Below are 20,476 nucleotides of genomic sequence, written 5' to 3' on the forward strand. Positions count from 1 at the left end.
GGGCCGCGGGCGCCGATCGGGGCGGGTGCCCGGCCGCCGGGCCCGCCGCGGCCCCCGACGCCGCCGATCCCGGTTCGTCGTCGGACGGGGCCGACCGCGTTCCCGACGGCGGCTCCGGCGCCTCGGGTGTGAGTGCTGCGCGGGCCGGTGGCCGCGCGGGGCGCCCGGGCACCGAACGACGGGTCCTGGTGCCGCGCTCCGCAGCCCGGCCGCGTCCGTCCGTCGAGGTCCCGCCACGTCCGTCCGTCGAGGTCCCGCCACGGCGGGACCGACGGCACCGCCGCGCGATCGCCGTGCTCGGCGCGGCGGGCGCGCTCGTCGCGGGCTACTGCATCACCGCGTCGGGACCCGACGTTGCGGCGACGCACCCGTCGGTCCTCGCCGTCCCCGAGCTCGCCGACGAGCGCGGCTGGGCCGACCAGGCCGAGGTGGTGCTGGCGTCGGTGGGCGCGCAGCTCGACGACGTCGCCGACGCCGAGGCCGAGTGGAACGCCCTGCCCGAGCATGTCCGTGAGCGCCGTGCCGCCACGTACGCGACGTTGTTGCGGCGCAAGGCCTACCTGGAGACGCAGAAGACGCTGTTGCAGACCCAGCTGGGCACCTACCGGTCACTGGCCCGGGCGGGCGACGAGCTGCGCCAGGCCCAGCAGCAGCTCGCCTACATCGAGCGCGAGCTGACGATCGCCACCGACCCGGCGCGGCGCACCGCTGCGCAGGCCGCGCTGGTCGTGGCGCTGGAGGAGAACCGGCGGACACTGGAACGTCGCCGCGACGCGAAGCAGGCCGAGATGCGGGGCCTGACCTCGGACGTGCGGACCGCGGCCCGCGTCCCGCTGGTCGACGATCCCGTGGCGACCCGCCGGGCGACGGCGGAGGTGCGGCGCATCGTCGCCGACCCGACAGCCCCCGCGCCCCACGACGCCTCCGACGACCGGCGGCCCGACGCCGTCCCCGGCCGCCCGGCACAGCGGGACGGGACGCCGTCGGTGGAGGTCGGGACGGGTGCGCCGCCCGATCCCGGCAGCGGACCGGTCGACCTGGAGCGGCTCGCCGCGGGCGGCGAGCTGCCGGTCGTACCGGTCGCGCACGTCGAGTCGGTGCCGGACGCCGCGCCGGAGGAGCCCGACGCGTCGCAGGGGTCCGCGCCTGCCGAGACGTCGCGGGCGCAACCGCCGCCGGCCGACCCGCCGCCGGCCGACGCGCCCCTGCCCGAACCTCCGGCCGTCCCGCCCGCCCCCGTCCCGCCGGGAGCGGGGTCCGGAACCGCACCCGGCTACGGCGCCACCGCGCCGGGTGTGCGCTCCGGCGAGGCACCCCCGACCACGACCACCGGGTCCGCAGCAGGCGCCGCGGGCATGGTCGCGCCGTCCGTGGACTGGATGGCGCCCGGCCTCACCGAGGGGGCGGTGCGGGCCGCGGAGGAGCAGCAGGCCCGCGATGGGGCCGCCCGGAAGGCCCCGCCGCCTGCCGATCCGCCGCCCGCCGAGCCGCCCCCGGGACCGTCCGGCGGGCCCGGGACCGGCCCTGACGACGCCGAACGGGTCGTCGGCTGAGTCCGTTCACCGTCGTCGCGCCCCGCGTGGCGGCACGCAGCGGACGACCGTCGCAGGTAGCGTGCGTGGCGTGACCGCAGCTCACACAGCCGCCGCTGATCCGGGGCCGCGCGCGCCCGGGGCAGGGGAGGCGTTGCCCCAGCACGTCCGGACCGCGTTCGGTGTCGCCGACGCGCCGCCCCGTCCCGTCGCCTGGGCCGGTCAGCGGGCCTGGCAGTGCGGCGAGGCCCTGATCCGGCCGGTGTCCGACAACGCCGTGGCCGCGTGGTCGGCAGGTGTGCTCGAGAATCTCACGGTCGAGGGTGTGCGCCTGGCCCGGCCGCTGCGGTCGTCGGACGGGCGTTGGGTCGTCGCCGGCTGGGCGGCGTGCCGGTTCCTGCCGGGCAGCGCCGAGCCGCGCCACGACGACGTCGTCGCCGCCGCGATGCGCCTGCACGCCGCGACGGCCGACGTTCTGCGCCCGCGGCTGCTCGACGACCGCGACGACGTGCTGTCCCGGTCGGTGTCCGCCGCCTTCGGCGAGCGCAGGCTGACGCTGGACCCCGCGACGGGCGGTGACCTGTTCTCCGAGCTCGGCGCCTACCGGCGGCCGGTGAAGCTGGTCCCGCAGGTCGTGCACGGCGAGCTGTTCGGCGCCGTCCTGTTCGACGCCGACGGCAGCCCTGCGGTGCTGGACCTCGTCCCGTTCTGGCGGCCGGCGGAGTGGGCGGCGGCGGTGGTCGTCGTCGATGCGCTGTCCTGGGGCAATGCCGACGCGGGCATCCTGGAGCGCTGGTCCCACCTGGCCGAGTGGCCGCAGGCGCTGCTGCGGGCCCTGCTCTACCGGCTCGCCCTGCACGCCCAGCACCCCGAGGGGACCGTGCGCTCGCTCGGCGGTCTGGAGCGGGCCGCGGGCCTGATCAGCGCCCGGCTCTGAGACCTGTCGAGCTGGACCGCCGCGCCCTCACAGTGCCGATCGCGTCACGTTGAGGGCACCGTTGCGTCGATGACACGCGGGGCCACGACGAGGTAATCCGCGCTTCCTAGCGTCTGCCACCGAACTGATCGGCGAGCGGCGGGAGGCCAGACGTGACCCTCACGGATGTCACGGACGAGCAGGCGGGCGGTCGGCGACGGCCGGGCGGGCGCTGGATCGACGAGTGGGACCCGGAGGACACGGGCTTCTGGGAGCGCACGGGCCGCGCGGTCGCGAACCGCAACCTGTGGGCGTCGATCTTCGTCGAGCACGTCGGGTTCTCGGTGTGGACGCTGTGGTCGGTGTTCGTGCTGTTCATGGGCCCGGAGTACGGCGTCGACGCCGCTGGGAAGTTCTTCCTGGGCGCGACGGCGACCCTGGTCGGGGCGGTGCTGCGGGTGCCGTACACGTTCGCGGTGGCCCGGTTCGGCGGCCGGAACTGGACGATCGTGTCCGGCCTGTTGCTGCTGGTGCCGACGGTCGCGGCCGCGTTCGTGCTGCAGCCCGGGACCCCGTACCCGGTGTTCGTGCTGATGGCAGCGCTGGCGGGCTTCGGTGGCGGCAACTTCGCGTCGTCGATGACGAACATCAACACGTTCTTCCCGGAGGGCCGTAAGGGCACCGCGCTCGGGCTCAACGCGGGCGGCGGCAACCTGGGGGTGGCCGTCATCCAGCTGATCGCGCTCCTGGTGATCGCGACCGCGGGCGCCGCGCAGCCGAGACTGCTGCTGGCCGTCTACATCCCGCTGGTCGTGATCTGCTCGCTGTGCGCGGCGCTGTTCATGGACAACCTGTCGACGGTCCGCAACGACACCGGCGCGTTCCGGCTGGCGGTGGCGGACCGGGACACGTCGATCATGTCGTTCCTCTACATCGGGACGTTCGGCTCATTCATCGGCTACAGCTTCGCGTTCGGTCTCGTGCTGCAGACCCAGTTCGGCCGGACCCCGCTGCAGGCCGCGGCGGTCACGTTCATCGGCCCGCTGCTCGGCTCGCTGATCCGGCCGGTCGGGGGCTGGCTGGCCGACCGCTTCGGCGGCGCCCGGGTCACGGCGGTCGACTTCGTCGCGATGGCCGCCGCGTCGGTGGTGTGCATCGTGGCGTCGGAGATGGCGTCGCTGCGGCTGTTCGTCGCCGGGTTCATCGCGCTGTTCGTGTTCTCGGGCGTGGGCAACGGCTCGACCTACAAGATGATCCCGGCGATCTTCCGGCGGAAGGCGTTGGCGCGGATCACGGACCGCGACGCCGCCCTGCTCCACGCCCGACGTGTGTCGGGGGCGGCGATCGGGCTCATCGCCGCCGTCGGCGCGCTGGGCGGGCTGCTCATCAACCTCGCGTTCCGGCAGTCGTTCGCCGCGACGAGGTCGGGGGTGCCGGCGTTCTGGGTGTTCTTCGCGTTCTACCTGGTCTGCACCGCGGTGACCGTGGTGGTGTACCTGCGGTCGCCGTCGCGGGTGGGCGCCGGGCAGCCGGTGACGGTGTGAGCTTGCCGGTGTCACGCGTCGGAAACCTGGTCGAACCACGACTGGTACCGGGCCGTCCGACGATGGCCGACATGCCCGTCGACACCCACTGCCCGTACTGCGCGTTGCAGTGCGGCATGAGCGTCGGCACCGCGGGCGAGGTCGCGCCGCGGGAGTTCCCGACGAACCGGGGCGGGCTGTGCCAGAAGGGCTGGACGGCGGGGTCGCTGCTGTCGCACCCGGACCGGCTGACCTCGCCTCTCGTCGGCGGCCGCCCGGTGACGTGGGAGTCCGCACTGGGGCACGTCGCGTCGTCGGTGCGCGCGCTGCAGGAGGAGCACGGCCCCGACTCGGTCGCCGTCTTCGGCGGGGGCGGGCTGACCAACGAGAAGGCCTACTTGTTGGGGCGCTTCGCCCGGGTCGCGCTGCGGACGTCGCAGATCGACTACAACGGCCGGTTCTGCATGTCGTCGGCCGCCGCTGCGGGCAACCGTGCGTTCGGGCTGGACCGCGGGCTGCCGTTCCCGGTGACCGACCTCGACGACGCCGACGTCGTCGTCCTGGCGGGCGCGAACGTCGCCGAGACGATGCCGCCGCTGATGGGGCACCTCACCGGGGCGCGGCTGGTCGTCGTCGACCCGCGGCGGACGCCGACGGCGGAGCGCGCCGTCGTCTCCGGTGGGCTGCACCTGCAGCCGGTGCCCGGGACGGACCTCGTGCTGGCGCTGGGTCTCCTGCACGCGGCCGTGACCGAAGGCCTGGTCGACCACGCGTACCTGTCCTCGCGCACAACAGGTTTCGACGACGCCTGGCAGCTCGCCGCCCAGTGGTGGCCCGAGCGGGCCGAACGCGTCTGCGGCGTCGCGGCCGCGGACATGCGGACGGTCGTGTCCTGGCTGGCCGGGTCGTCGCGACGCTACGTGCTCACCGCGCGCGGCGCCGAGCAGCACGCGCACGGCGTCGACACCGTGACGGCGTGGATCAACCTCTCGCTCGCCCTCGGGCTCCCCGGCACCCCCGGCTCCGGCTTCGGGACGATCACCGGGCAGGGCAACGGTCAGGGCGGGCGCGAGCACGGCCAGAAGGCCGACCAGCTGCCCGGCTACCGCCGGATCGACGATCCTCGTGCTCGTGCGCACGTCGCCGGGGTGTGGGGTGTCGACCCTTCCTCGATCCCCGGCCCGGGGCGTTCCGCGGTCGAGCTGATCGATGCGATCGGCACGCCTGGTGGGCCGCGGGCGCTGCTGGTGTTCGGCTCGAACCTGCGGGTGTCGGCGCCGGACGCCGCGCGCGTCGCGTCGAAGCTGGACGCGCTCGACCTGCTCGTCGTCGCCGACTTCCTTCCCGGCGAGACCGCCCGGCGCGCCGACGTCGTGCTGCCCGTCACCCAGTGGGCCGAGGAGGAGGGCACGCTCACCAACCTCGAGGGCCGCGTGCTGCGCCGCCGCCGCGCGCTCGACCCGCCGGACGGCGTCCGCACCGACCTCGACGTCATCACCGGACTGGCCGCCCTACTGGGGTTCGGCGGCTTCCCCACGACGCCGCGCGCGGTGTTCGACGAGCTGCGCGCGGCGTCGGCGGGCGGTCCCGCCGACTACTCCGGGATCACCTACGACCGGCTCGACGACGGCGAGGCCCTGCACTGGCCCTGCCCGTCGACCGACCACCCCGGCACCCCGCGGCTCTTCCTCGACCGGTTCGCCCATCCCGACGGCCGCGCCCACCTGGTGCCCGTCGACCACGTGCCCGCCGCCGAGCTCCCCGACGACCCCTACCCGTTGCGCGCCACCACGGGCCGGGTGCTGGTGCACTACCAGTCGGGCGCGCAGACGCGCCGGGTCGGCGAGCTCGCCGCCGTAGCGCCGGAGGGTTTCGTGGAGGTCCACCCCGACACGGCGGCCCGCGCAGGTGTCGCCGACGGCTCCTGGGCCCGCGTGGAGTCCCGGAGGGGGAGCGTCCTCGCCCGGGTCCGCTGCGTCGCCTCCCTGCGCCCGGACACCGTGTTCCTGCCGTTCCACTTCGGCGGCGACCAGGCCGCGAACCTGATCACCAACCCCGCACTCGACCCGGTGAGCCGGATGCCGGAGTTCAAGGTCGCCGCGGTCCGCCTGATCCCTGCCCCTGTGACCACCCCTGTGGGTGACCGGGAGGCCGGGGCGGTTCTCGGTGCGGCGGTGCCGGCATGAGGCGGATCGTGGTGGTGGGCAACGGGATGGTCGGCTCCCGCTTCGCCGACGAGATGCGCCGCCGCGGCGGGGCACGGCTGACGGTGGTCGGGACCGAGGACCATCCGGCCTACAACCGGGTGCTGCTCTCGACCGTCCTCGCCGGCGGTCTCGACACCTCGGTCATCGCGCTCCACGACCCCGGCTGGCACACGACGCACGGCATCGACCTGCGGTCGGGCACCACGGCCGTCTCCTTCGACCCGGTGGCGCACACCGTTGCGCTGTCCGACGGCTCAGCCGTGACCTACGACGATCTCGTTCTCGCCACCGGGGCGCGGGCCTGGTTGCCGCCCCTGCCCGGGGTCCCCGGGCCCGGTGTCGTCGCGTTCCGCGACCTCGACGACTGCCTCGCCATCCTCGACATGGCCCGCCCCGGCGCGACGCTGGCCGTCCTCGGCGGCGGGCTGCTCGGGCTGGAGGCCGCCCGCGGGCTCGCGGCCCGAGGTGTCGACGTCACCGTCGTCCACCCGGCCGGGCACCTCATGGAACGCCAGCTCGACCCGGGTGCGGGCGCGGTGCTCGCCGACGTCGTCGACCGGCTCGGGGTGCGGCTGCTGCTCGGCGTCGGCGCCGTCTCCTGGACGTCCGGGGAAGGCCTGAGCTGTGACGACGGGACGCACGTCGCCGCCGACGGGCTCGTCGTCGCCGCCGGGGTACGGGCCGAGACCGGGCTCGCCGCCGCCGCGGGGGCGCACACCGACCGGGCGATCGTCGTCGACGACCGGCTCGCCACCTCGCTGCCCGACGTGTACGCGATCGGTGACTGCGCCCAGCACGACGGCGCGCCGCCCGGGCTCGTGCAGCCGGGCTGGGAGCAGGCCGCCGTCCTCGCCGACCTGCTCGCCGGGGCCGACCCTGCCGCGCGCTACCGCGGTACCCGCGCCGTCACCCGGCTCAAGGCCCGCGGCGTCGACCTCACCGCGGTCGGCGACGTGCACACCGAGGACGACTCCGTGGAGCTGCTGCGGCTCACCGACTCCCGGCGCGGGCGGTACGCGAAGCTCGCGCTGCGCGACGACCGCGTCGTCGGCGGGATCATGATCGGCTTCCCGGACGCCGCGGCGTCGATGATCCAGCTGCACGACAGCGGGTCGCCCGCACCGTCCGACCGGCTCGCGCTGCTGCTCGGCCGCGCACTGCCGGGCGAGGCCACCCCGACAGCCGACCCCGGGCGGCTGCCCGCCACCGCCGTGGTGTGCCGGTGCAACACCGTCACCAAGGGATCGCTGGTCACCGCCTGGCGTGCGGGGGCGACGGACCTCGCCGCCCTGCGCACCGCCACCCGCGCCGCGACCGGCTGTGGCAGCTGCGCGGGGACGGTCGAGGGCATCTGCGCATGGCTCGCCGGCGCCGACGCACCGGCCCGGCCGGGGGAGGTCCCCGACGACCTGCAGGAACGGCACTTTCCTGCAGCCCAGTTGCACGAAAGTGCCCTTCCTGCAGAACGGACGGGGCGGCTCGGCACAGAGGACGCGTACACGGAGGGAGCGGCATGACCCGGGAGCTGGTCGTCGTCGGGCACGGGATGGTCGGGCACCGGCTCGTCGCCGCGCTGCGCGACCGTGACACCGACGGGACCTGGCACGTCACCGTGCTGGGCGAGGAGGACCGGCCGGCCTACGACCGGGTCGCCCTCTCCTCCTATGTGGATGGTCGGACCGAGGATGATCTCTCGCTCGGCACCCACGACGACCCGCTGGTCGACGTCCGGCGCGCGACCTCGGTCGTCGGGATCGACCGTGAGGCCTGCGAGGTCCGCATCGCGACCGGCGAGACGATCGGCTACGACGCGCTCGTGCTGGCGACGGGCTCGGTGCCGTTCGTGCCGCCCGTCCCGGGCCGTGACCTGCTCGGATGCTTCGTCTACCGCACCCTCGACGACCTCGACGCGATCACGGCCGCAGCGGAGGCGGCGATGGCCCGCCCCGGGCCGGGCCGGCGTTCGGCCGTCGTCGTCGGCGGCGGGCTGCTGGGGCTGGAGGCGGCGCGGGCGATGCGGTTGCTGGGGCTCTCGCCCCACGTGGTCGAGATCGCGCCGCGGCTGATGCCGGTGCAGGTCGACGAGGGTGGCGGGGCGTTGCTGCGCAGCCTGGTCGAGCGTCAGGACATCGCGGTGCGCTGCGGGGTCTCGGTCACCGGGATCGCCGACGACCGGGGCCGGCTCGTCGCACAGCTGTCCGACGGGGTCGAGCTGGACGCCGACCTGGTCGTCTTCTCGGCGGGCATCCGGGCCGCGGACGGGCTCGCCCGGGCCACGGGGCTGGCGGTCGGCGAGCGCGGCGGGGTGCTGGTCGACGACCGCTGCCGCACCGCCGACGAGCACGTCTGGGCGGTGGGGGAGTGTGCGGCGCTGGAGGGCCGTACCTACGGTCTGGTGGCGCCGGGGTACGCGATGGCCGAGGTCGTCGCCGACCGGCTCCTGGGTGGCGACGCCCGGATGACCCCCGCCGAGCTGGACATGTCGACGCAGCTCAAGCTCCTGGGGGTGGACGTCGCCAGCTTCGGTGACGCGCACGCGACCACCGAGGGCGCGCTGCCGGTCGTGATCAACGACCCGGTCGCGGGCACGTACGCCAAGCTCGTCGTGTCCGACGACGCGGCGACGCTGCTGGGCGGGGTGCTCGTCGGTGACGCGTCCCGGTACGCGGCGCTGCGGCCGCTGGTCGGGGCCGCCCTGCCCGCCGACCCGGTCGCGCTGATCGCCCCGAACGGCGTCGAGCTGGGTGCCGACGCGCTCCCGGACTCCGCGCAGGTCTGCTCGTGCAACGCGGTGACCAAGGGAGCCTTACGTTCCGCCGTGGCCGAGGGTGCGCACACCGTCGGAGCGCTGAAGGCCTGCACCCGGGCCGGGACCAGCTGCGGCTCCTGCGTCCCGCTGCTGAAGTCGATCCTCGTGCGGGAGGGTGTCGAGCTCTCGACGGCGCTCTGCGAGCACTTCGCGCACTCCCGCGCGGAGCTGTTCGAGATCGTCGCCGGCGCGGGCATCACGACGTTCAGCGAGCTCGTCGCGCGGCACGGCACCGGGCGGGGCTGCGACGTCTGCAAGCCGGTCGTCGCGTCGATCCTGGCGTCCCTCGGCGGGGGGCACATCCTGGCCGGGGAGCAGGCGGGCCTGCAGGACACCAACGACCGCTTCCTCGCCAACATGCAGCGCGACGGCACCTACAGCGTCGTGCCGCGGGTGCCGGGCGGCGAGATCACGCCCGACGGACTCATCGTGATCGGCGAGGTCGCCCGCGACTTCGGGCTCTACACCAAGATCACCGGCGGGCAGCGGATCGACATGTTCGGCGCCCGCGTCGAGCAGCTCCCGGCGATCTGGCGACGCCTCGTCGACGCCGGTTTCGAGTCCGGCCACGCCTACGGCAAGGCGCTGCGGACGGTGAAGTCGTGCGTGGGCACCACGTGGTGCCGGTTCGGGCAGCAGGACTCCGTCGGGCTGGCCGTCGAGCTGGAGCTGCGCTACCGCGGCCTGCGCAGCCCGCACAAGATCAAGTCGGGGGTCTCGGGGTGCGCGCGGGAGTGTGCGGAGGCCCGCTCCAAGGACTTCGGCATCATCGCGACCGAGACCGGCTGGAACCTCTACGTCGGCGGCAACGGTGGCTTCACCCCTCGACACGCCGACCTGCTGGTGTCCGATGTGGACACCGAAACCCTGGTGCGGCTCGTCGACAGGTTCCTGATGTTCTACGTCCGGACCGCGGACCGGCTGCAACGCACCGCACCCTGGATCGAGGCCATGGAGGGCGGGCTCGACCACCTGCGCGCCGTGATCGTCGACGACTCGCTGGGCATCTGCGCCGACCTCGAGGCGGCGATGGCGGCCCACGTGGCCTCCTACACCGACGAGTGGGCCGGGGTCCTCGCCGACGACGAGAAGCTCCTCCGCTTCGTGTCCTTCGTCAACGCGCCCGGTACCCCCGACCCGACGATCTCCTTCGTGACCGAACGCGGGCAGCCCGTCCCCGCGCCCCGCACGCCCGTGTTGATCGGAATCCCGGAGGTGGGCTCGTGACCGCAGTCGTCGTCACGGTCTGGACGCTCGTGTGCCGCGTCGACCAGCTGGAACCCGAACGCGGGGCCGCCGCCCTGCTCGACGGCCGGCAGGTCGCACTGTTCCGCACCCACGAAGGCACGGTGCACGCCATCGACAACCTCGACCCCTGCTCCGGGGCCGCAGTGCTCTCGCGCGGGATCGTCGGCGACCGCGGCGGCGTCCCCACCGTGGCCTCGCCCGTCTACAAGCAGGTGTTCTCGCTGCTCGACGGGACGTGCCTCGACGAGCCGGAGGTGCGCGTCGACGTGCACGAGGTCCGGATCCGCGACGGGATCGTCGAGATCGCGACGCCGTGGGCGGGGCGATGATCATGGCCGTCGCCGGGCAGGGACGCTACGCCGGGGCAGTGCCCCCGTTGGCGGGCTTCACCGTCGGCGTCACCGCGGCCCGCCGAGCCGAGGAGCTCGCGACGATGCTGGAACGCCGCGGCGCCGTGGTCCAGCACGGTGCGGCACTGCGGATCGTCCCGCTCGCCGACGACGCCCAGCTGCACGAGAGCACCCGCGCGCTCATCGCCCGACCGCCCGACGTCACCGTCGCGACGACCGGCATCGGGTTCCGCGGCTGGATCGAGGCCGCGGAGGGCTGGGGGCTCGGCGCCGAGCTGATCACGGTGCTGGGCAAGGGAACCGTCCTCGCCCGCGGCCCCAAGGCGCGCGGCGCGATCCGGGCGTCGGGGCTGACCGACACGTGGTCACCGGCCTCGGAGTCCTCCGCCGAGGTGCTCGACCACCTCCTGGGGTCCGGGGTGGACGGTATGCGGATCGCCGTCCAGCTGCACGGGGAACCGTTGCCCGACATGGTCGAGGCGCTGGTCATGGCCGGGGCCGAGGTCGTCGAGGTACCGGTCTACCGGTGGCTCCCGCCCGCCGACATCGGCCCGCTCGACCGGCTCACCGACGCAGCCCTGTCCGCGGGGATCGACATCCTCACCTTCACCAGCGCCCCGGCCGCCGCCAGCCTGCTCGCCCGGGCCGGTGAACGCGGCATCCGCGACGAGCTGATCACGGCGTTGCGCGGGCCCGTCGTCTGCATGTGCGTCGGGCCCGTCACCGCAGCGCCGCTGCAGGACGTCGACGTCCCCACCGTCCAGCCCCACCGCTCCCGCCTCGGCGCCATGGTCCGCGAGCTGGAGGCCGTCGCACCCACCCGGGCTCGGTGGCTCCCGGTCGCCGGGCACGTGCTGGAGCTGCGCGGGCACGCCGTGCTCGTCGACGGGAACCTGCGGACGGTGCCGCCCACCGGGATGGCGCTGCTGCGGGTGCTCGCCCGCCGCCCGGGCCGGGTCGTCGCCCGCGCCGAGCTGCTGCGCAGCCTGCCCGGAGGTGGCGACGACGAGCACGCCGTGGAGACCGCCGTCGCCCGGCTCCGCGCCGCGCTCGGCGAGCCGAAGCTGCTGCAGACCGTCGTCAAACGGGGGTACCGGCTCGCCCTCGACCCCGCCGCGGGCCCCGTGCCCCTCGGCGGGCACTGCGGCGACGGCGGTGTCCGATGACGCCGCTGCTGCTGGTCGCCCACGGCACCCGGTCCGGCGACGTCGCCCGGCCCCTCGCCGATGCGGTCGCCGCCCGCTCCGGGCTCGACGTGCGCCTCGCCTACGCCGACGTCCGCGGGCCGGCGATCGCCGAGGTCGTCGCGGGGCTGCCGCACGCCGTCGTCGTCCCGGCCTTCCTGGCCGCCGGCCACCACGTCCGGCGAGACCTCCCCGCGCAGCTCGCCGCCGCCGGGGCCGGCGCGTTCCCGATGACGCCCGCGATCGGCCCCGACCCCGTGCTCGCCGCCGCGGCGCTCGACCGGCTCGGCGAGGCCGGGTGGCGCCACGGCGACCCCGTCGTCCTCGCCGCCGCCGGGTCCGCCGACGCCGTCGCCCTCGGGCAGGTGCGACAGGCCGCGCGGCTGCTGCAGGGCGCCATCGGGCGCCGGGTCCGTGTCGGGTTCGCCGCCTCCGCCGCACCGCGGGTCGACGCACTGGTCGCCGGGCTGCGCGCCACCGGGGAGCGGCGGATCAGCGTCGCCACCTGGCTGCTCTCGCCGGGGATGTTCGCCGACCGCGTCGCCGGCTGCGGCGCCGACGTCGTCGCCGCACCGCTGGGCACGCACCCGGCCGTCGTCGACACGATCCTGGCGCGCTACGAGGCGGCTGTGGCGAGGGCGGCGTGATGCCCGGCGTTGTGCCGGAACTGCACTCTCCCGCAACCGGGCTGCGGGAAAGTGCCCTTCCGGCAGCGGGGGAGGCCGGTCAGCGGCGGCGGTGCTCGCGCGGGAGGCGGCCGTCGACCAGGAGGATGCCTTCGGCGCGCAGCCGGGCGGCCTGCTCGACGGCGATGTGCGGGGCGGCGGTCCCGTCGGCACGCAGGACGCGGTGCCACGGGATGTCGTGGCCGTCGTCGGAGAGGATCCGTCCGACGATCCGCGGCGAGCTCAGCCCGAGCTGCCGAGCGATCTCGCCGTAGGTCGACGTCTCGCCTGGCGGGATGGCGCGGACCGCCTCGCGCACGGCCTCGACCGTCTCCTCGTTCACCGGGCCTCCCGGACTCTCAGCCGAGGACGAACTCGCGGATGTGGGCGGCCACCTCGTCGGTGCGCTCCAGGAACAGCATGTGCCCCGCCTCGACGGGCCGCACCGTCAGGTCGGACCCCAGCGCGTCGGCGCAGCGGTCGAGCCAGGACTGCTCGACGAAGTCGCCCCGCGTCGCGGGCACGACGAGCGTCGGCATCCCGGGTGGCGGGACCACGGCGGGCCGGGCCATCTCGTTCCAGGCGACGAGCGCGGCCGAGCGCAGGTAGCGCCACTCCCAGCGGTCCTCGAAGTAGGCGAGGTGGGCGGCGACCTCGGCGTCGACGAGTGCGGCGTCGATGCCCTTCCAGCGGTCGGCGCGGTCGGCGCGGGCCGCCTCGAGGTCGGGGTAGGTCTCGTCGGGGCGGGTGTCCTCGGCGGTCTCGAGCATGTCGTCGGGGTCGAGGCCCAGCGCCGGGTCGAGCAGGACGAGCCGCTCGATGCGGTCGGGCACCGCGCGGGCCAGGTGCACGGCGATCGCACCGCCGAAGGAGTGCCCGACGACGGCGACGTCGTCGACCTCGAGCCGGTCGAGCACGGCGACGGCGTCGGCGACGTGCTGCTCGATGTTCCACGGCGGCGCCCACGGGGAACGGCCGTGTCCGCGCAGGTCGACGCCGATCCAGCGGAGCTCGGGGACCGCTTCGGCGAGCGATGCCCAGCGCGCGCCGTGTCCGGTCACCCCGTGGAGCGCGAGCATCGGCACGCCGACGGGGTTGCCGAAGGTGTGCACGTGCAGGCGCCGGGCGTTCTCGGACACTCCCGTCATGGTGCCAGCACGGTCGGTGGCGAACGGCAGGTGGGGGCGGCCCCGCGGAGATCGTCGGTGGGGCGTGGTCGAATCCTCGTGTGGCCCGCTCCCCGTCCCCCCGCACGGCCGCCGCGCCCCGCCGCGGCCGGGCGCCGCTGCTCGTGCGTGGCGCCGTCGCGCCCGCAGGGGCGCCGACCTGGGACGACGCGGCCCGGCGGGTCCTCGCGCACGCCGCGGGGCCGCTGCGGGTCGTCGGCGGGCCGGGCACGGGGAAGACGACGCTGCTGCTCGCCTCGCTGGCCGAGCGCATCCGGGAGGGTGTCGCGCCGGAGAACATGCTGGTGCTCGTCGGGAGCAGGCGCGCGGCCGTCGACATGCGGGAGAAGCTGACGCCGCTGCTGCATCCCGACGGCGGGGACCCCGAGTCGACGACGCGGGAGCTGCTCGTCCGCACGGTGCACTCGTACGCGTTCGGGGTCCTGCGGCTGCACGCCGCCCGGCACGGCGATCCGCCACCGCGACTGCTCGCGGGGGCGGAGCAGGACGTCGTGGTCCGGGAGCTGCTGGCGGGGGAGATCGAGGGCGTCGCACCCGACTCGGGCTGGCCCGACCGGCTGCGCCCGGCGATGGGCCTGCCAGGTTTCGCCGCGGAGCTGCGTGAGCTGCTGTTGCGGGCCGCCGAGCGCGGCCTGGGCCCCGCCGAGCTGATGGCCGTCGGCGAGCGGCACGACATCGACGAGTGGCGGGCCGCGGGCCGGTTCTTCCGGGTGTACGAGCAGGTCGTGCTGCTGCGTGGCGCGGCGGGACGGGGCGCTCCGCAGGCCACGGCCCCGGCGCTCGACTCGGCGGAGCTCGTCGCCGCCGCGCTCGACACCCTCGCCGCCGATCCGGAGCTGCGGCACGCGGAGCAGGACCGGGTGCGGCACCTGTTCGTCGACGACGCGCAGGACCTCGATCCGCAGCAGATGGAGCTCGTCGGCGCCCTGGGGTCGACGGCGTCGACGACGCTGCTGGCCGGCGACGCCGACCAGGCCGTCCTGATGTTCCGCGGGGCCGATCCGCAGGGGTTGCGGGCCGTCGAGGCGGAGACGGTGGTGCTCGACGTCGACCATCGCAGCGCGCCCGTGGTCCGCGCGGCGGGGGAACGGCTGGCGGCCCGGCTGCCCGGCGCGGGGGACGGGCGCTCGCGCCGGGGTCCCGCGGGTGAGGACGCGGAGGCCGGTGAGGTCCTCGTGCGGGTGTTCGGGTCGGTCGCCGCCGAGGCGGCGTGGATCGCCGACCGGCTGCGCCGGGCACACCTGGTCGACGGGGTGCCGTGGTCGGAGATGGCGGTGCTGTCCCGGTCGACGCGACGGTCGCTGCCCGCGTTGCGCCGGGCACTGGTCGCCTCGGGCGTGCCCATCGCGGCGCCGCCCGACGAGCTGCCGCTGGGCCGCCAGCCCGCGGTCGTGCCGCTGCTGATGGTGCTGCGGGCGGCCACCCGCCCCGAGGAGCTCGACGCCGATGCCGCAGCGGCCCTGCTCACCTCGCCGCTCGGCTCGGGCGACCCGATGCGGATGCGTCGGCTGCGTCGCGGGCTGCTGCGGCTGCACGCCGCTGCCGGTCCGTCGCCGGACGAGGGCACGGCGGGCTTCGCCGACGTCGGGGCCGACGTCGTGAGCAGCGACCCGTTGCTGGTCGCGGCGTTGCGGGCAGCCGTCGCCGGCGACGTCGACCCGTTGGCCACGTTGCCGCCGTCGGAGACCGCGCCGCTGCGCCGGGTCGGTGCGCTGCTGGCCACGGCGGGCGCGGCGGCGCGGGAGGGCAACAGCGTGGAGGAGGTGCTCTGGCGGGTCTGGCAGCAGTCCGGCCTGGGCGACCGATGGGCGGAGTCGAGCGGCCGCGCCGGGCCGGTCGGTGCGGCGGCCGACCGCGACCTCGACGCCGTGCTCGCCCTGTTCGACGCCGCCGCCCGTTACAGCGACCTGCTGCCGGGAGCCGACGTCGGCGGGTTCGCCGACCACCTCGCCGACCAGCAGCTCCCGGGCGACTCGATGGCCGCCCGCGCACCGACGGGCGACGCTGTCTCGCTGCTCACCGCGCACGGCGCCCGCGGCAGGCAGTGGCAGGTCGTCGCCGTCCCCGGCGTGCAGGAGGGTGCGTGGCCCGACCTGCGGCTGCGCGGCAGCCTGCTGGGCACCGAACGCCTCGTCGACCTGCTCGCCGGGATCGCCGAACCCGACGCCCGGGTCTCGGGGGTCGCGCCGCTGCTCGCCGAGGAACGCCGGCTGTTCTACGTCGCGTGCACCCGCGCCGCGCACACGCTGCTGGTCAGCGCGGTGCAGGGGGAGGACGAGCAGCCGTCGCGGTTCCTCGACGAGCTCGACCCGCTGCCCGCCGGGCCGGGTGAGGCGCGCACGGTGCACCGACCGAGCCGCTCCCTCGTGCTGGCCGAGCTGGTGGGTGAGCTGCGCCGCGCCGTGTCCACACCGGGGGACCCCGATCGCCGGGAGCGCGCGGCCGTGCAGCTCGCCCGCCTCGCCGCCGAGAACGTGCCGGGCGCGCACCCCGACGACTGGTACGGCCTCGCGCCCGTCTCCACCGAGGCGCCGCTGCGGGTGCCCGGCGAGATCGTCCCGGTGTCGCCGTCCGACGTCGAACGGATCATGGGCTGCCCGCTGCGCTGGGTCCTCGAACGCCACGGCGGCGGCGAGATCGGTGCGCTCGCGGCTGTCACCGGGTCGCTGGTGCACGCACTCGTGCAGTCGGCGTCGGCGGGCGCCGACCCGGCGGAGCTGGAGCACGCGCTGCGGTCGGCCTGGTCACGTCTCGACGCCGGCGCCCCCTGGTACGGGCGCCGGGAGCTCGACCGCGTCCGCGCGATGCTCGCGGCGTTCGACGACTGGGTCCGCACCAGCCGCGCCGACGGGCTGCGGCTCGTCGCCGTCGAGGAGGCGGTCCGGCTCGACCTGCCCGTCGAGGGCGACGTGCCGGGGCAGCAGCCGGAGGTCGGTCGCGCCCAGGGCCCGTGGCTGCAGCTGCGCGGCCGGGTCGACCGCCTGGAGGTCGACGGCGAAGGCCGTCCCGTCGTCGTCGACGTCAAGACGGGCAAGACCGCGGTCAGTGCCCGGGCCGCCGCCGAGCACCCGCAGCTGGCCGTCTACCAGCTCGCAGCCGCGCTCGGCGCGTTCGGCCGGCTCCTCGAGAAGGGCGTCACCCCCGGCGGCGCCCGGCTGGTGTACCTGGCCGACCGCAAGGCGAGCGGCCAGGCCAAGGAACCGTCGCAGCCCCCGCTCGACGCGGCCGAGCTGGCCCGCTGGCGCGGCGTCGTCGCCACCTGCGCGCAGGAGACGTCGGGCTCGGCGTTCGTCGCCCGGGTCAGCGCCGACTGCGACCGCTGCCCGGTCCGCACCAGCTGCCCCGCGCGCGAGGCCGGACGGCCGGTGACGGCGCCGTGACCCTCACCCCCACCTCGCTGGCTGCGGCGCTCGGCCTGCCCCCGCCCACCGACGAGCAGGCCGCCGTCATCGCCGCGCCGGCGCGGCCCGCGCTGGTGGTCGCCGGGGCCGGGGCGGGCAAGACGGAGACGATGGCCGCCCGGGTGGTCTGGCTGGTCGCCACCGGTCAGGTCCTGCCCGAGCAGGTCCTCGGCCTCACGTTCACCCGCAAGGCGGCCCAGCAGCTCGGGCAGCGCGTCCGGGCCCGGCTGCGCCGCCTCGCCGGGTCGCCGCTGCTCGACGAGCTCGACCCCACCGGCGTCCGGCGCAACGCCGTGGCCGCCGGGGAGCCCACCGTCTCGACCTACCACGCCTACGCCGGGCGGCTCGTCGCCGAACACGCGCTGCGGCTGCCCGCCGAACCGGCCGCACGGCTGCTCACCGAGACGGCGTCGTGGCAGCTGGCGCACCGCGTCGTCTCCACCTGGGCCGACGACCTGGAGATCGACCGCGTCCCGGCCACGGTCACGGGCTACCTCCTCGCGCTCGCCGGGGAGATCGGCGAGCACCTCGCCGACCCGGCCGACGTGCGCACGCTCGCCGCGGCGATGGCCGACGCGCTGGAGAACGCGCCGCGCGCCAAGGGACAGCGCGCCGAACCGTCGCAGACCTACAAGCGCTGGATCGCCGCCCAGCGGATGCGGGTCGAGCTGCTCCCGCTGGTGGAGGCGTTCTCCGCGCGCAAGCGGGCCGAACGCACGATCGACTTCGCCGACCAGATGGCCGTCGCCGCCCGCGTCGCGGCCGACCATCCCGAGGTCGGGGAGGCCGAACGCGGCACGTACCGGGCCGTCCTGCTCGACGAGTACCAGGACACCGGGCACGCCCAGCGCGTCCTGCTCCGCGCTCTGTTCGGGCGCATCCCCGGCGCCCCGGCCCGCGACGACGACCTGTCGGTCACGGCCGTCGGTGACCCCTGCCAGTCGATCTACGGCTGGCGCGGCGCCAGCGCCGGGAACCTCGCCCGGTTCCGCACCGACTTCCCCGCGGGTGACGACCCCGCCGACGAGTACGGCCTGCTCACCAGCTTCCGCAACCCGCCGGAGGTCCTCGCGCTGGCCAACGCCGTCTCCGAGCCGCTGCGGACCGGGCCCGGCGCCGTCGGGGTGGGGGAGCTGCGGGCCGGTCCCACTGCCGCCGACGGCCACGTCCGCGCCGCGCTGCTGCCCGACATCGACGCCGAGGTCGCGTGGATGGCCGACGCGGTCGCCGGACAGTGGAGCGCGGCCGCGGCCGAGGGCCGCGACGCGCCGACATCGGCGGTGCTCGTCCGGCGCCGCGCCGACATGGACGCGATCGCCGCCGCGCTGCGGGCCCGCGGGCTGCCGGTCGAGGTCGTCGGTCTCGGGGGGCTGCTCGACACCCCCGAGGTGCGCGACCTGGTCAGCGCCCTGCGCCTGGTCGCCGACCCGCTGGCCGGGCCCGCGGCGATGCGGCTGCTCACCGGCGCCCGGTTCCGGCTCGGCGTCGCCGACCTCGCCGCGCTGTGGGCCCGCGCCCGCGAGCTCGCCCCACCGATGGGCGGGCGCGGTCCCGGCCCGCTCAGCCCCGCCGACCTGGCCCTCGGCGCGTTGCCGGGGGAGCAGGCGGAGCAGGCCGGCATCGTCGACGCCCTCGACGACCCCGGCCCGCCCGAGCAGTACTCGCCCGCCGGGTTCGACCGCATCCGCCGTCTCGGGCGCGACCTGCTGTGGCTGCGCTCCCGGCTCTCGGCCCCGCTCACCGACCTGGTCGCCGACGCCGAACGTCTCCTCCTGCTCGACACCGAGGCCGCCTCCCGGCCCGGCCCCGTGGGCCGCGCGCATCTCGACGCCTTCGCCGACACCGTCGCCGAGTTCTCCGCCGGCGCCCAGGTCGCGTCCCTGACCGCGTTGCTCGACTACCTCGAGACCGCCGAACAGGCCGAGGACGGCCTCACCCCCGGCGAGATCGAGGTGACGCCCGACCGCGTCCAGGTCCTCACCGTGCACGCCGCCAAGGGCCTGGAGTGGGAGGTCGTCGCCGTCCCGCACCTGGTCGCGCAGGTGTTCCCGGGCCGCAAGATCGGCGGCGACTGGCTCACCTCACCGGCCGACCTGCCCGTCCCGCTGCGCGGCGACGCCGCCGACCTGCCCGCCTTCACGCTGCCCCCGGCGGGCGACCGCAAGCAGCTCACCGACGCCGTCACCGGTCACCAGGAGGCGCTCGACGCCCGGCGGCTCGTCGAGGAACGCCGGCTGTTCTACGTCGCCCTCACCCGCGCGGAACGCGTCCTGCTGCTGTCGGGGCACCGCTGGGGAACCCTCGGCGACCGGCCGCGCGAGCCCTCGGAGTTCCTGCTGCAGGTAGCCGGGGAGATGCCCGCCGCGGGCGGACGCGTCGAGGCGTGGGCGCCGGAGCCCGCCGAGGGCGAGACCAACCCCGCGAACGACCGCCTCGTCACGGCCGAGTGGCCGGCCGACCCGCTCGGCGCCCGCTCGCCCGACGTCCACGCCGGGGCCGATCTCGTCCGCTCCGCGCTGCGCGACCTCGCGGCCGCGCGGGAACGCGAGGCCGAGGACCGCGCGGCCGCCGCCGACGCGGGCGCCCAGCTCGACCTGCTGCCGCCGCCGGAGGACGAGCCCGGGCCCGAGCCGGACAACGACGGCGACCCCGAGGGCTGGGCCGCCGACGTCGACGTCCTGCTCGCCGAACGCGCCGCCGCCCGCGCCCGGCCGACCGTCGAGCTCCCCGCGCACTTCTCGGTGAGCCAGCTCGTCGAGCTCGCCGCGGACCCGGACGCCCTCGCCGCCCGCCTGCGCCGCCCGCTGCCGTTGCCCCCCAACCCGCACGCCCGTCGCGGCACCGCCTTCCACGCCTGGCTGGAGCAGCGCTTCGGCGCCGCCGGGCTCATGGATCTCGACGACCTGCCCGGCGCCGCCGACGACGGCGCCGCCTCCGACGACGCACTCGAGGATCTGCAGGCCGCGTTCCTCGCCTCGGAGTGGGCCGACCGGCGGCCCGTCGAGGTCGAGGTGCCGTTCGAGACCGTGATCGCGGGGATCGCCGTGCGGGGGCGGATGGACGCCGTGTTCCCCGACCCCGACGGCGGGTTCACCGTCGTCGACTGGAAGACGGGCCCGCCGCCCGAGGAGGCGCGGCTCGGGCCGCTGGCGGTGCAGCTCGCCGCCTACCGGCTGGCCTGGGCCGCGTTGGCCGGGGTGGAGCCGGAGCGGGTGCGGGCGGTGTTCCACTACGTCCGGTCGGGCCGCACCCTGCGCCCCGCCGACCTCCTCGACGCCGACGGCCTGCGCGCCCTCCTCGACGCGGTCCCGGCCCCGGCCTGACCGCCGCAGCCGGGCTCGACCGCCGCGCGGCGCGGCCCGTCGCAGTACGGAACCCCGGGGACGGGAGTCAGGCCGCCAGGTCGGCGAACCGGACCACGGCGACGAAGACGCCCAGCGCGGCGAGGACCAGG

12 protein-coding genes and 1 pseudogene are annotated in these 20,476 nt (G+C 76.1%); 11 read left to right on the forward strand and 2 right to left on the reverse strand.

Translation table 11 applies throughout. From position 1 onward, the window contains the following. The 9 genes and pseudogenes from TOK_RS32240 to TOK_RS00045 form a co-directional block, all read left to right on the forward strand. A pseudogene (locus TOK_RS32240) lies at positions 1-1,553 on the forward strand (hypothetical protein); the annotation flags it as partial. Between the two features lie 70 nt (positions 1,554-1,623). Beyond that, complete coding sequence (locus tag TOK_RS00010; RefSeq protein WP_253258088.1) at positions 1,624-2,469, forward strand: TIGR02569 family protein; 846 nt, start codon at positions 1,624-1,626, stop codon at positions 2,467-2,469. Positions 2,470-2,621: 152 nt separating this feature from the next. Beyond that, a complete protein-coding gene (locus TOK_RS00015; RefSeq protein WP_098955665.1) occupies positions 2,622-3,992 on the forward strand; it encodes a NarK/NasA family nitrate transporter in 1,371 nt (456 codons plus the stop codon). Between the two features lie 71 nt (positions 3,993-4,063). After that, positions 4,064-6,157, forward strand: coding sequence for a molybdopterin oxidoreductase family protein (locus TOK_RS00020; RefSeq protein ID WP_253258089.1), 2,094 nt, complete (start codon positions 4,064-4,066; stop codon positions 6,155-6,157). Further along, positions 6,154-7,695: an FAD-dependent oxidoreductase gene (locus tag TOK_RS00025; protein WP_098955667.1), complete on the forward strand. Its 1,542-nt coding sequence runs from the start codon at positions 6,154-6,156 to the stop codon at positions 7,693-7,695. Before TOK_RS00020 ends, TOK_RS00025 begins: the two co-directional genes overlap by 4 nt. Continuing rightward, a complete protein-coding gene (nirB, locus tag TOK_RS00030; protein WP_098955668.1) occupies positions 7,692-10,214 on the forward strand; it encodes a nitrite reductase large subunit NirB in 2,523 nt (840 codons plus the stop codon). Before TOK_RS00025 ends, nirB begins: the two co-directional genes overlap by 4 nt. Next, positions 10,211-10,564, forward strand: coding sequence for a nitrite reductase small subunit NirD (gene nirD, locus TOK_RS00035; RefSeq protein ID WP_098955669.1), 354 nt, complete (start codon positions 10,211-10,213; stop codon positions 10,562-10,564). The genes nirB and nirD overlap by 4 nt, the downstream gene beginning before the upstream one ends. Then, positions 10,561-11,751 (forward strand): uroporphyrinogen-III synthase, encoded by a 1,191-nt coding sequence (locus TOK_RS00040; protein WP_098955794.1) that lies wholly within the window; start codon positions 10,561-10,563, stop codon positions 11,749-11,751. The genes nirD and TOK_RS00040 overlap by 4 nt, the downstream gene beginning before the upstream one ends. Further along, entirely contained in the window at positions 11,748-12,416 is a 669-nt protein-coding gene (locus tag TOK_RS00045; RefSeq protein ID WP_098955670.1) for a sirohydrochlorin chelatase, read from the forward strand. Before TOK_RS00040 ends, TOK_RS00045 begins: the two co-directional genes overlap by 4 nt. 79 nt (positions 12,417-12,495) lie before the next feature. On the opposite strand, the gene TOK_RS00050 is transcribed toward TOK_RS00045, so the two are convergent. Beyond that, a complete protein-coding gene (locus TOK_RS00050; RefSeq protein WP_098955671.1) occupies positions 12,496-12,777 on the reverse strand; it encodes an MGMT family protein in 282 nt (93 codons plus the stop codon). A 16-nt stretch (positions 12,778-12,793) separates the two neighbouring features. Beyond that, the gene (locus tag TOK_RS00055; protein ID WP_098955672.1) at positions 12,794-13,573 is read right to left on the reverse strand and encodes an alpha/beta fold hydrolase; all 780 of its coding nucleotides are present in this window, start codon (positions 13,571-13,573) and stop codon (positions 12,794-12,796) included. A gap of 89 nt (positions 13,574-13,662) precedes the next feature. Between TOK_RS00055 and TOK_RS00060 the strand changes: the two genes are divergently transcribed. Further along, a complete protein-coding gene (locus TOK_RS00060; RefSeq protein ID WP_253258090.1) occupies positions 13,663-17,001 on the forward strand; it encodes an ATP-dependent DNA helicase in 3,339 nt (1,112 codons plus the stop codon). Next, positions 16,998-20,345, forward strand: a complete 3,348-nt coding sequence (locus TOK_RS00065; RefSeq protein WP_098955673.1) for an ATP-dependent DNA helicase — start codon at positions 16,998-17,000, stop codon at positions 20,343-20,345. The genes TOK_RS00060 and TOK_RS00065 overlap by 4 nt, the downstream gene beginning before the upstream one ends. The last annotated feature ends 131 nt before the right edge of the window (positions 20,346-20,476 follow it).

This window comes from Pseudonocardia sp. N23 (assembly GCF_002583555.1).
Taxonomy (GTDB): Bacteria; Actinomycetota; Actinomycetes; order Mycobacteriales; family Pseudonocardiaceae; genus Pseudonocardia.

What these genes read in the sequence shown, in the direction of transcription:
- TOK_RS00020 (WP_253258089.1), top strand. Translation starts at nt 4,064, where the DNA reads ATGCCCGTCGACACCCACTGCCCGTACTGCGCGTTGCAGTGCGGCATG.
- TOK_RS00025 (WP_098955667.1), top strand. Translation starts at nt 6,154, where the DNA reads ATGAGGCGGATCGTGGTGGTGGGCAACGGGATGGTCGGCTCCCGCTTC.
- nirB (WP_098955668.1), top strand. Translation starts at nt 7,692, where the DNA reads ATGACCCGGGAGCTGGTCGTCGTCGGGCACGGGATGGTCGGGCACCGG.
- TOK_RS00040 (WP_098955794.1), top strand. Translation starts at nt 10,561, where the DNA reads ATGATCATGGCCGTCGCCGGGCAGGGACGCTACGCCGGGGCAGTGCCC.
- TOK_RS00045 (WP_098955670.1), top strand. Translation starts at nt 11,748, where the DNA reads ATGACGCCGCTGCTGCTGGTCGCCCACGGCACCCGGTCCGGCGACGTC.